This window comes from Lutibacter oricola (genome assembly GCF_900106565.1).
GTDB lineage: Bacteria > Bacteroidota > Bacteroidia > Flavobacteriales > Flavobacteriaceae > Lutibacter > Lutibacter oricola.
On the sequence record NZ_FNNJ01000001.1, the window covers coordinates 520151 to 533690 of the forward strand.

At 32.5% G+C, this 13540-nt stretch carries 8 protein-coding genes; all 8 read left to right on the forward strand.

Going from position 1 to position 13540, the window contains the following annotated elements:
• The first annotated feature begins 75 nt into the window (after positions 1-75).
• The 8 genes from BLU40_RS02150 to BLU40_RS02185 all read left to right on the forward strand — a co-directional run bounded on the left by BLU40_RS02150 (position 76) and on the right by BLU40_RS02185 (position 13527).
• Positions 76-1470 carry a sulfatase gene (locus tag BLU40_RS02150; protein WP_090119255.1) on the forward strand — a complete coding sequence of 465 codons (1395 nt, stop codon included), beginning with the start codon at positions 76-78 and terminating at the stop codon, positions 1468-1470.
• The gene (locus BLU40_RS02155; protein ID WP_090119257.1) at positions 1470-2357 is read left to right on the forward strand and encodes a sialate O-acetylesterase; all 888 of its coding nucleotides are present in this window, start codon (positions 1470-1472) and stop codon (positions 2355-2357) included. The genes BLU40_RS02150 and BLU40_RS02155 overlap by 1 nt, the downstream gene beginning before the upstream one ends.
• Positions 2357-3862 carry a sulfatase gene (locus BLU40_RS02160; protein WP_090119260.1) on the forward strand — a complete coding sequence of 502 codons (1506 nt, stop codon included), beginning with the start codon at positions 2357-2359 and terminating at the stop codon, positions 3860-3862. The genes BLU40_RS02155 and BLU40_RS02160 overlap by 1 nt, the downstream gene beginning before the upstream one ends.
• A gap of 10 nt (positions 3863-3872) precedes the next feature.
• The gene (locus tag BLU40_RS02165; protein ID WP_090119262.1) at positions 3873-5339 is read left to right on the forward strand and encodes an alpha-galactosidase; all 1467 of its coding nucleotides are present in this window, start codon (positions 3873-3875) and stop codon (positions 5337-5339) included.
• Positions 5340-5502: 163 nt separating this feature from the next.
• A complete protein-coding gene (locus tag BLU40_RS02170) occupies positions 5503-6957 on the forward strand; it encodes an arylsulfatase (protein WP_090119263.1) in 1455 nt (484 codons plus the stop codon).
• A gap of 1 nt (position 6958) precedes the next feature.
• On the forward strand, positions 6959-9994 hold the full coding sequence (locus tag BLU40_RS02175; protein WP_090119265.1) for a glycoside hydrolase family 2 TIM barrel-domain containing protein: 3036 nt from the start codon (positions 6959-6961) through the stop codon (positions 9992-9994).
• 21 nt (positions 9995-10015) lie between these two features.
• A complete protein-coding gene (locus BLU40_RS02180; protein ID WP_090119266.1) occupies positions 10016-11581 on the forward strand; it encodes a sulfatase family protein in 1566 nt (521 codons plus the stop codon).
• Between the two features lie 128 nt (positions 11582-11709).
• Positions 11710-13527 (forward strand): right-handed parallel beta-helix repeat-containing protein, encoded by a 1818-nt coding sequence (locus BLU40_RS02185; RefSeq protein ID WP_090119269.1) that lies wholly within the window; start codon positions 11710-11712, stop codon positions 13525-13527.
• Positions 13528-13540 lie beyond the last annotated feature (13 nt).

Consider the following 13540-nt stretch of genomic DNA (forward strand, 5'->3'; position numbering starts at 1 on the left):
CAATTCATTTACCAATTCATACACATTTTTATATTAGTTGTAGATATTTGTTAAGTAAACTTAAAATAGTTCGAAATGATTAAAAGAATAATAACTGCGCTAGTTTTATTAAACGGAATTTTTATGTACGCTCAGCAACAACCAAACGTATTGTTAATTATGGTTGATGATATGAATGATTGGGTTGGAGCTTTTGGAGGACATCCACAAGCAATTACTCCAAATATGGATAAATTAGCTAAAAAGAGTACAGTGTTTAAAAACGCATATTGTTCAGCGGCATTATGTAACCCTTCTAGAACAAGTATGCTTACCGGTTATCAGCCATTTAGAACTGGAGTTTATGGTAATAAAGAAGTTTTTAGAGAAATGGAAGGTTTTGAAAATACTGTTACATTACCTCAGTACTTTGCACAAAACGGTTATAAAACTGTGGCTTCAGGAAAAATATTTCATAGCCCAAGAGGTACAGCAAAAGAGCCAAAAGAAGGAAGTGATCCGGGTTCATTTCAAATAGAAAATAAAGTAGGATTAGGAACTCCATATCCAGAAAAAAGATTTACGCACGGAATAGATTTTAAAAGAGCTGGTGTAAAAGGTAGTAAAACAAGATCATTTGATTGGGGAGCAGTTAACGTTGCTGATGAAAAAACAAACGATTGGAAAACGGCAGATTATACTGTTAAATTTCTTGAAAAAGAACACGATAAGCCATTCTTTTTAGCCTGCGGAATTTTTAGACCACATTTACCTTTATATGCTCCTAAAAAATATTTCGATTTATTTAATGAGGAAGAAATTCAGCTTCCAAAAGTGTTGGAAAACGATTTAAAAGATGTTGGAAGAGTTGGAAAAAATTGGGCAGGAGAAAGATTACATGCTGAAATTTTAAGAAACAATAAATGGAAATCAGCCGTAAAAGGTTATTTGGCAAGTTTAGCTTTTGCAGATGCTTGTGTTGGTCATGTGTTAGATAATTTAGAAAAAAGCAATTACAAAGAAAATACAATTGTTGTTTTAATGGGAGATCACGGTTGGCATTTAGGCGAAAAAGAACATTGGTCTAAGCAAACATTATGGGAAGAATCTGCAAAAACACCATTAATTATTTTCGATCCAAGAAATGGTAAAAGTGGAGTAAGTTTAAGAACAGTTTCATTAATAGATGTGTACCCAACATTAATTGATTTATGCGATTTGCCAAAGAAGAAAGACTTAGATGGGAACAGTTTTGAGCATTTAGTTGAAAATCCAAAAGGTAAGTGGAATCATTCAGCTTTAACAACAAAAGGCTTAGGAAACCACACGTTAAGAGATGAAAACTATAGATACATTGTTTATACCGATGGTTTTGAGGAACTATACAATGAAAAAAAGGATCCAATGGAATGGAATAATATAGCCAAGGATCCAAAAAATAAAGAGATTCTAAAAAAGTTTAGAAAAGAATTGAAAGAACTGGTTAAATAATGATGCTTAAAAAAATAGTTTTTGCAATTGCACTACTTTTCAGTATTACAAGTTGCGCTCAAAAAAAAGACGTACATATTATTTTGTTGGCAGGGCAAAGTAATATGGCTGGTCACGGAAATTACGAAACCTTAGATGCATCTTTAAAAAAACGATTAGAAAAAGTTGCTGATAGAGTTTTGTTAAGCACTTCCGATAATCCGAAAATAGCTCCTAGACCATTATCATATTATACAACTGAAATTGAAAAATATAATTTCAATAAACATTTTGGGCCTGAATTATTTATTGGTTTAACATTAGCTGAAGCAAATCCAAAGCAAGAATATTTATTAATAAAAAAAGCAGTTGGAGGAACGTCATTGTATGGAGCGTGGAGCACAGATTGGTCTGCCGAAAAAAATGAATTAGCAGAACGCGGTGTTCGTAAAAAACTAAAATTGTACAACGCACATCTTCAAAATATTAATGCCAATTTAACACGGTTAAAAAAGGAAGGCAAAACTTATAAAATAATTGGTTTAGCTTGGATGCAGGGCGAAAGCGATACCAACAAAGAAATTACAGCTTCAAGCTACCAAAAAAATCTTCAGCAATTAATAAATGGTTATAGAAAACAGTTAAAAATTGAAAGTTTACCATTTGTTATAGGTCAAGTAAATCCGTTACCAAGAAAGTTTAAAAAAGGACCTGGTTTGGTAAGAAATGGAATGGAAGAAGTAGCAAGGTTAGATAACAAAGTTGAAATTGTAAAAACCGAACTTTCTTTAATAAAAAAATGGAATGATTTTCCTAAACATTCTGATAATTTACATTACAACACAGAAGGACAAAAACGATTAGGAACAGCTTTTGCAAATAAACTAATAGCACTAAATAAAAAATAATGAAGAAATTAATTCTTTTAGCAATGCTAACACTTGGAATATTTCAAGTTTCAGCACAAAAACAACCAAATGTAGTTTTTATAGCCATTGATGATATAAACGATTGGGTTGGACCTTTAGATGGAAACAAACAAGCTATTACTCCCAATATGGATAAGTTTACCAATGAAGGAGCAATGGTGTTTAAAAATGCAGTTTGTGCAGCGCCTATTTGTGGACCATCACGTTCTGCAATTCTTTCTGGTTTTATGCCAAATAGAAGCGGTGTATACGGAAATGCTCAGAATATGATTTATTCTGAATTGGTTAAAAAGAATGCAACACTTCCAGAATATTTTTCAAAAAATGGTTATCATACAATGGCTAACGGGAAAATTTTTCATAAACACGGAGCTGAATTTGGAACCGATTTTGGTCATTGGGCTTGGGATGAATTTGCGCGTGCTCGTAGATATGAAAAAGATCCTGTGAACAAAAAAAAGTACACAGCTTCTAAAGCAGGAATTATTAATGGAGTTAAAAACCCTGAGTTTAAAAGCAAGAAAAGTAAATTAAGCTGGGGCCCAACTACCGATTCTTTTGAAGAAACTGTAGATTATAAAGTTGCCGAATGGGCAACAAAACAATTACAAAAAGATTTTGATAAGCCATTTTTTATGGGAGTTGGTTTTATAAAACCACACTTACCTTGGGTTGTTCCTCAAGAATTTTTTGATATGTATGATGTTAATAAAATTGAAGCGCCAATTGTTCCTGAAAATGATTTGGATGATATTTTAAAACCAAATGGGCAAAAAGCATTTCAACCTTCAGGTGAATATAAATGGATTAAAAAACATGGTTTAGAAAAAGAAGCAACAAGAGCTTATTTGGCAAATATTTCATATGTAGATGCTTGTTTAGGTGTTGTAATGGATGCATTAGAAAAAAGCGGACATGCAGACAATACTATTGTTGTTATTTGGGGAGATCACGGTTGGCATTTAGGTGAAAAACAACGTTATCTTAAAAATACTACATGGTTAGAAGCTGTTAAAACTCCGTTGTTTGTGCGACTTCCTGGAATGAAAAAAGCTGAGGTAGTTGATCAAAACGTTAGCTTAATTGATTTATACCCAACATTAGTTTCATTGTGTGGATTGCCTGAAAAAAATAACTTAGATGGACATGATTTTTCTAAAATATTGAAAAAATCAAATTCAAAATGGGAGCACCCAGGAGTTACTATCACAGCTAGTGGAACTTCAGTGTTAAAAGGAAAATGGCATTATTTGTTAGGTTTAAACGGAACAGAACAATTGTACAATATTGAAAATGACCCTATGGAATGGGAAAATTTAATTTCAAATGCTAAATACAGATCTATTGCAGATGAATTAAAAAAATCAGTGCCTAAAAAGCGTCAAACACCAAGTAAAATTCATTTCGATAAAATGAAAAACTATGTTGATGTTGATGCAGATCCTTCAATTAAAAAAACAAGAAACTTAGATAAATTAAACTAACAACATAATTATGAGTAATAGAAGAAGTTTTATAAAAAAAGCGGGGTTAGGAATTGCCGGTGTTGGTTTAATAGGTTGTGGAAATTCACCAATAAATGTTGAAAAATCTGAGGATGGTTATACTTCTGGAACCGTTGTCAAAGGAGATAGAGCTATTGATAAAGTTGCATTAAAAGTAACAACTCCATTGTTTTTGCCTTATCACAGTTTATCAACTGTAGCAGAAAAGGGAGGTGGTGCACATTATTATAAAAGTGAATCTTTTGAACATAATCCATTTACAATACCAGCTTCAGGAATGTCGGGTTCTCCGGTAATTGTTGATGCTAAAGGTAAGTTTGTTGGTTTTATGACTTCTTTTGGGTTTGAAAATTCAACCTTTAGTTTTGATGGTGTTGAAACATTAACAATTTCTGTTTCTGAAGGTCAAGAATTATTTATTGATGAAAAAGAAAACGGAGACGAAGCTTGGATGCAATACAATTCAATTATGATGAAGAGATTGAATTTTAAACCTTACACTTCAATTCCAAAATTTTGGGGAGATGTTGAGTATTGTACTTGGGTTGAGCAGAAAATTCAGTCTAAAGTAAGAAGAGGGCATTTCAATTTATTAACACACGATTTTGTTGAGACTTATTTAGATAAAATAATTGATTACGGTTATCCGAAAGGGAAAATGACATTAGATCACGGATGGGGACAATTTCCTGATGGAAGCATAAATTCTGGATTTGGAACTTGGCACGTAGATCCTAAAAAGTTTCCAAATTTTAGAAAAACAATGGATATGATTCAAAATAAAGGGTTTACTCCTGGTTTGTGGATTGCTTTTCCTAAAATTCACCATGCAAGTTCTATTGCTCAAAAATATCCTGATATGTTGGGTAATTGGAAAGCTAGCGGAAAAATAAATAAAGAAAAAGATGAACGCTGGTTAAATCCTAAAGCAGATATTTTTGAATATGCTTCCGAAGTAATTAATAGATTTTACTCAATTGGTGTGCGAAAATTCAAAATAGACATGTCTTACAATACGAAATCTGATATGTTACACATTCATAAAGAGTTATACCGAGCAGCTAAATTGATAGATCCAACAATTGAAATGGAATTTCATGTTCCAGACATATTTTTTACAAAATTTACCGATGTAACTAGAACAAATGATGTTTGGTTAAATGATAAATATGATTGGCCAGCACGTGTAAAAACCCATTATGAAGTTGCTTTTAGATCTTCACCTGGAAGAGCAATTAATTTAGATCATATAGGAGGGAATGATACTTCTGAAAAGGCATTAACCGAAAAGAATTATTTAAAACATTTAGAGATGTATAAAGGTAAAACAGGTTATCCTTTGGTTTCTGTGTTACCACATCATATAAGTCAAAAATGTGTAGATGAAACAGGAGATTACTTATGGGATTATGCCAAAGGAGAACGAAAAATAATTTCAGAATTTTATAAAAAATAAATGTCTTTTGTCATTCTGAATCTTTCGACTGCCGCTTAAGACAGGCTAAAGTGAAGAATCTCATGCTGCCGTAGGCAATTGAAATTTGAAATTGACTGTCATTCCTGACTTCGCAGGAATGACAAATAGATAATAAAAAAGAAAATCAAAAAAACAATTAAGAATGTTTCAGAATAAAAGAATAGCTCAATTTTTAACGGTTGCACTGTTACTTGTATCAAGTTTTTTAGGTCAAAGTCAAAATAATAAATCTAAACCAAACATAATATACATTTTGGCCGATGATTTAGGCTATGGAGATTTAAGTTGTTACGGACAAGTAAATTTTCAAACCCCAAACATTGATAAGTTAGCTGATAATGGAATGAAATTTACACAACATTACAGTGGCTCTACTGTTTGTGCTCCTTCTCGTTCTTCGTTAATGACTGGTCAACATACAGGTCACACACCAATTAGAGGAAACAAAGAGTTAAAAAATAGAGAAGGGCAAACACCAATGCCGGCGAGTTCTTATACTATTGCTGAAATGTTAAAAGAAGCTGGTTATACAACAGGTGCTTTTGGTAAATGGGGATTGGGTTTTATTGGTTCTGAAGGCGATGCTATAAATCAAGGTTTTGATGAGTTTTATGGCTACAATTGCCAACGAATGGCACATAGATATTATCCACCTTACTTATGGAAAAATGATGAAAAAGTTATTTTAGAAGGAAACGATTGGACAAACACAATAACCTATGCTCCAGATAAAATTCAAGATGCAACGTTAGAATTTATTGAAGACAATAAAGACGAACCATTTTTTGCTTATGTACCAATTGTTTTGCCTCACGCAGAATTAATTTCACCACAAGATTCAATTTTAAAAAAGTATCAAGGTAAATTTAAAGAGGTTCCATATACGCAGCCTTATGCTTCAGATTATGGCCCAGATATTCAAAAAAATAAGTATTGTACTCAAAAAGAGCCAAAAGCAGTATTTGCTTCTATGATTGATAGAACCGATGTATATGTTGGTCAAATTATGGATAAAGTAAAAGAGTTAGGTATTGAAGACAATACCATTATAATTTTTACAAGTGATAATGGTCCGCACGCTGCTGGTGGTGCAAATCCAGAATATTTTAATAGTGCAGGTGGTTTAAAAGGAATGAAAAGAGATTTATATGAAGGTGGTGTTAGAGCGCCTTTTATTGTTTCTTGGCCAACAAAGGTAAAAGCAGGAACTGTTTCAAATCATGTTTCTGCATTTTGGGATATGATGCCAACATTTGCAGAAATAGTTGGTGTAGAAAAACCTTCAACTACCGATGGAATTTCATTGCTACCAAGTTTATTGCAGAAGCCAGATCAGAAGCAACACGAATATTTGTATTGGGAGTTTAACCATAAAGGTGGAAAACAAGCAGTAAGAAAAGGAGATTGGAAAGGAGTTGTTTATAATGTGCTTAAAAATAAAAAAGCAAAAATTGAATTGTACAATTTGGCTGAAGATCCTTCAGAAAGCAACAATATAGCTGATAAACATCCAGAAATTTTAGCTGAAATTGCCCAAATTATGAAAACTGCTCACGTAGAATCTGAATTGTTTCCATTTAAGTTAAAGCAAAAGTAGTATGAAGGTTAAAATAAGTGTTTTTCTAGTGCTGTTTTCAATGTCGTTGGCTGCACAACAGCGGTTAAATTTTGATAAAGATTGGAAATTTATTCAACAAGATGTAAAAGGAGCTGAACAAGTAAATTGGAATGATAGTTCTTGGAGAACGTTAGATGTGCCACACGATTGGAGTATTGAAGGAGAGTATAGTGAAGAAAACCCAATGGGCGGACAATGTGGTTATTTACCTGCCGGATTTGGTTGGTACCGTAAAACCATTGATGTTCCAAAAGAATGGAAAGGAAAACACGTAGAAATTTCGTTTGATGGAGTTTTTATGAATAGCACCGTTTGGGCTAATGGTAGAGAATTAGGAACGCGACCTTATGGTTGGATTTCTTTTAATTATGATATTACTGAAGAAGTAACTAATTCAAACAAAATAACATTTGCAGTTCGTGTAGATAATAACAAACAACCAGCGGCTCGTTGGTATACAGGTAGCGGAATTTATGCTCATACGTGGATTGAAGTTAAAAACAATATTCACATTCCAAAAGATGGAATTTTCATTAAAACAAAGGGAAATAAAGTTACTATCGAAACTGAATTGAATAGCAAATTTTCAAAAGCTAAAAAAGTACAATTAGCTACTTCAATTATAAATAATGAAGGTAAAGTTGTTGCTAAAACTTCAAAAAAAGTAAAACTTCAAAATAAAGATATTTTAACGCAAGAATTAGAAATTGACAATCCTAAATTATGGTCTGTTGAAGCTCCCGATTTGTATATGGTTTTAAGTGAAGTTAAAGTTGGAAAAACGGTTCTTCATACTGAAAAAACAAAATTTGGAGTTCGAGATATTGAGTGGAAGGTTGAAACAGGAATGTGGCTAAACGGAAAAAATGTAAAGTTGCAAGGTGTTTGTAATCATCAAGATGCAGGAGCTTTGGGAGCGGCAGTTCCAGATAGAATTCTTCGTTTTAGAATAAAGCAATTAAAAGATATGGGGGTGAATGCCATAAGAACTTCTCACAATCCACAAACACCAATTTTTTACGACTTATGCGATGAGTTGGGTATGATGGTAATGGACGAAATTTTTGATGGCTGGTTAAAAAAAGCAGCCAACGATTATGGAGCACATAGCTTTAATGAATGGTGGAAACGCGATGTTACCGATTGGATTAAAAGAGATAGAAATCACCCTTCAATTATAATTTATAGTGTAGGTAACGAAACACACGGAGAAATTGGGAAGGATTTAGTTGAAACTTGTCATAAATTAGACAATACGCGTTTGGTAACTTCTGGACATTCAAGCTCGGAATATATGGATGTTTATGGAGTAAACGGTCACAGTGAAAAAATGGGCTTTTTTGATGAATTGGATGAAAAAGGACCATTTTTTATTGGTACAGAAAATACGCATACTTGGCAAGTACGAGGATTTTACAGAACAAAAACGTGGTTTAGAGATGGATTTCCAAGTAAAAAACAAAGACCATATCCACTGCCAGATTTAACTGAAAAAGAAGTGTTTTCACACGATTGGACTACCAATTTAAACAGGCAAAATCCTAAGCAAATATTTAATTCTAGTTATGATAATGCAATGGTCCGAGTTTCATCAAGATTAAATATTGAGCAGTTAAGAGACATTCCGAAATATGCAGGTTCTTTTCGTTGGACGGGTTACGATTATATTGGTGAAGCAAGTTATGTTCACGGTGGTTGGCCATTTAAATCGTTTATGGGTGGAGCAATAGATATAGCTAATTTTGAAAAAGATTTGTTCTATTTATACCAAAGTCAGTGGACAACAAAACCAATGGTGCATATTTTACCGCATTGGACACATCCAAAAGTTGAGTTGGGAACCAATATTCCGGTTTGGGTATATTCAAATTGCGATAAAGTTGAATTATTTTTTAATGGAACTTCATTAGGGAAACAAAAACCAGGTTTAGCTTGGGATAAAATGCAATGCCAATGGATGATACCGTGGAAACCAGGAGAATTAAAAGCTGTTGGTTATAAAAATGGAAAAGCTGTTTCAGAAAAAATAATTAGAACTGCCAATGCTCCTTCAAAAATAAAATTAACTGTAGATGGTGAGCCTTTAAATTCAAAAGGAAAAGATATTGTTCAGGTTAGAGTTACAACTACTGATAAGGATGGAGAAATGTATCCTTATGGCGAAAATAGAACATATTTTAAAGTGCTAGGAGCAGGAAAAATTAAAGCCTTAGATAATGGAAGCCCAGTTGATGTTGAAAAACATTTTGAAGCTGAAAACCGAATTGCTTTTTATGGTTTAACTCGTGCTTATATTGAATCTTTTGAAGGTAATGAGCCGGTAACTTTATTGGCAAGTTGTATTTTGGGTGAAAAGAAACAAATAACATCAAACAAAGTTAGTATAGATACACAATTACTGGCTTTAAGAGGAAAACTTCCAAAGACTAAAATTGAAGTTTTTTATACTGTTGATGGTTCAACTCCAACAATAAAATCAAAAAAATATAGTCAATCGTTTTCAGTTGAATTAGGAACTACGGTAAAAGCGCTGGTTGTTTTAAACGGAAAAGAAGTTCAGCAATTAGAAGAAAAGTTTGCTAAAATAGAAGGTTTTGTTTGGAATGAAATTCAGAATGAATATATAATTGCAGGAGAACAAGCCGAAGATGCAAAATTAATGGATGCTCAAATTTCAAAAAAAGGAGCAAAATTCAACGGAAAAGGGTTTGTAAAATTTGACAAAAAAATAGGAGCTTCTATTGAATGGTATCAAGAAAACGATGGTGGTGCTGGCGAGGCGGATTTATACATTCGTTATAGCAGCAAAGTTGATGGTAAAGGAGGAACTTACATTAAAGTAATTGTTAATGATGAGGTTGTAAATGATAAATTGTTTTTAAGAAATACAAGAAATCAAGGAGGTAGATGGAACAAAGCAAAACAGTCTATTCAATTAAAAAGAGGAGCAAATACGGTAAAGTTAGTTTCTGTTGGTAATTCAGGTGTTTATATTGATGAGATCCTTATAAATTAAAATAAACTTAATTTTTATCAAATGAAAAACAATATAATTTTATTAGGAGTTTTTATGTTCTCTGCATTTTTTATGAATGCTCAACAAAGCATTAAAAAGCCAAACATTATTTACATACTTGCAGATGATATGGGCCCAGGAGATGTAAAGGCGTATAATAAAGATTCTAAAATTTCAACTCCAAATATAGATCGCTTAGCCAAAGAAGGTGTTAAATTTATGGATGCTCATACGAGTTCTGGTGTTTGTACACCTACTCGTTATGGAATTTTAACAGGTCAATATTCTTGGAGAACTTCAACGTTAAAAAAAGGAGTATTAGGCGGGCATAGTAAGCATTTAATTAATGTTGAAAGAGAAACCGTTGCAAGTATGTTGAAAAAACAAGGATATAAAACTGCTTGTGTTGGAAAATGGCACTTAGGTATGGATTGGAAACTGATAAATCCAACTACATCGTCAAGGGTAAAACCGAACAATGTAGAGATGAATGTTCCAATTAAAAACGGGCCTAATGCAAATGGTTTTGATTATTATTTTGGAATTTCTGCATCGTTAAATATGAACCCACATGTGTTTATTGAAAACGATAAAGCACTAGGAACTTTTGAATATTTAAAAGATCAAGAAGCCTTAAAAAACAGAGGTTATATTGGAGCAAAACCAGGTTGGTCTGCTAAAGAGTTTGAGCAAGATGAAGTGTTGTCAACATTTACTAAAAAAACATGTGATTGGATCAAAGAGAACTCAAACGAACCATTTTTTGTGTATATGCCTTTAAATGCACCACATTCACCAATTGTTCCTAGTAAAGATTTTATAGGTAAAAGTGGTTTAAACGATCACGGAGATTTTTGTATGGAAACTGATTGGGCAGTTGGAGAAATTCTAAAAACATTGGATGAACAAGGAATTGCAGATAATACTATTGTAATATTTACTGCAGATAATGGAACTTCGCCTAAAGCAGGTTTTCCTGTTATGGCAAAAAAAGGGCATCATTCTAGTTGGGTTTATAGAGGAATGAAAGGTACAAACTGGGAAGGTGGACATAGAGTTCCTTTTGTAGTGCGTTGGCCTAATAAGGTTGAAAAAAATCAAGTTTCAAACCAGTTAATTTGCACAACAGATTTAATGGCTACTTGTGCTGAAGTTTTAAATATTAATTTAAATGATAATGAAGGTGAAGATAGTGTAAGTTTTTTGCCTGCTTTAAAAGATAAAACGATTCCAGTCTTAAAAGATAGAGCTGTAATTCATCATTCAGATGTTGGAATCTTTTCTGTTCGTTATGGAAAATGGAAATTAATGTTTGATAATTATGGAGGTTCAAAAAGAGGAGATCCTAGAAAAGATGAACCAATACAAAACACTGCCGAGTTACTATTGTTTGATATGGGAAATGACGCTGTTGAAAATGTAAATTTAGCTTCAAAATACCCAGAAATTGTTGAAAAATTAAAAAAGAAATTGGCTCAAGTTATAAAAGATGGTCGTAGTACTTCTGGAAAAAAACAACCAACAGATCTAAATGATGCAACGGTTAAATGGCCACAAGTTAAAGTAGTAAAAGAGTATTTGTTCTAGTATTTTAACTGTTTGCAACGTTATTCTTTACACATACATACGTATTTTGAATTAAGGAATACATTATCCTAAAATATGATAACGATATTGCAGGTGTAATTATAGAAGAAAATTAAAAGACTAATTAAATGAAATTATTGAAAATTGTAGTAATCCTTTTTTTAAGCGTTGTGTATACTTCGAACGCTCAAAAAATTAATGTTGCCGATTACGGAATTGAGCCAGGAAAAGATGTAACCTTAGAGGTGAATCAATTAATAGAATCTTTAAAAGGAAAGAAAGATGTAACCTTGTTTTTTCCAAAAGGACAATATGAGTTTTATCCTGAAAATGCTATTGAAATGTATCGTGCAGTTACAAACCACGATAACAGTTTAAAACGATTGGCAATTCCAATTTTTAACTTTGAAAATTTCACCTTAGATGGTAATGGATCAACGTTTATGTTTCATGGTAAAATTTGTCCTATTACTGTTAAAGGATCTACAAATACGGTGTTGAAAAACTTTACTATAGATTGGGAACATTCTTTTGTAAATGAAATGAAAGTTATAGAGAACAATGTTGAAGAAAATTCTTTTGTTGCTGAAATAAATTCAGGGAAATTTGATTTTAGAGTTGAAAACAATCAAATTTTATTTCAACACTATGATTGGGAAGATGTAATAGGGCAAAATATAGCATTTGACCCAAAAACAAAAGCTCCAATTTGGCAAACAAGAAATTATGCCTTAAATGGTAAGGGAAAAGCAAAAGTTGTAAAACTAGATAATGTAAAAGCAAAATTCACAAATATTACAAAAGTAACACCGCCAGTAGGTACAGTTTTCGCAACGTATGGGCCAAGTCCAGGTGGAAACAGATTTGCACAAGCAATTCATTTAGATCAATCTAAAGATAATTTTATCGAAAATGTTACGGTATTTGCAGCAGGAGGTATGGGTGTTATTGCTGAACGTTGTGAAAATATTACGTTAAATAAATTTATAGTCACTTCAAGAAGCGATAGAAACTTTGCAACAAGAGCAGATGCAACTCATTTTTTAGGATGTAAAGGTTTAATTAAAGTTGAAAATTGCTTGTTAGAACATATGATGGATGATGGAATTAATGTACACGGCGCCTATATAAAAGTTGAAAAGTATTTAGGTGAAAAAACATTTTTATGTGAAATAAGTCATAAACAGCAATGGGGATTGGTTTTTGCTGAACCTGGAGACAAAATAATGTTAACTTCAAGAGAAACGGTATTGCCAATTTATGAAACTACTGTTACAAAGGCTAAAATATTAAATGAAAAACGAGTTTTAATTACAGTTTCAGATGTGCCTGCTAAAATGCCAACGGGTCCACTTTCTTTTGAAAATATTACTTGGAATCCAGATTTAATTATGCGAAATAATACCATTAGAGATAACCGAGCTAGAGCAGCTTTAATTACTACTAAAGGAAATGTATTGATAGAAAACAATTTCTTTTCTTCACAAATGCACGGTATTTTAATTGAAGGTGATAATAAAGCTTGGTACGAGTCTGGTGGAGTTAGAGATATTACAATAATAAACAATACGTTTGATAATATAGGATATGGTTCAGGAGAACATTACCCATTATTTGCTGCGCCGTTATTTTTACCAAATCAGCATATTGGGGCAGAAAAATACCACCATAATATTACTTTTTCAAACAATAAAATTAAAAGTTATAATGGATTGCTAGTCCACGCTTTTAACGTAATAGGGCTAAAAGTTGAAGGTAATGAAGTTGAACTAAGTACTAAATACCCAACAGGTTCAAAATTGCCAACAGTTTCTTTAGATTATTGTGAAAACGTTTCAATTCAGAAAAATGAATTTCGCAATTTTTCATGGCCTTTAAAGGTTGAGAAGTCAGAAAATTCAACAAGTATTGTAGTTAAAAAGAACAAAGGGCTTTCAAAAAAGTAAACCACATATAAAA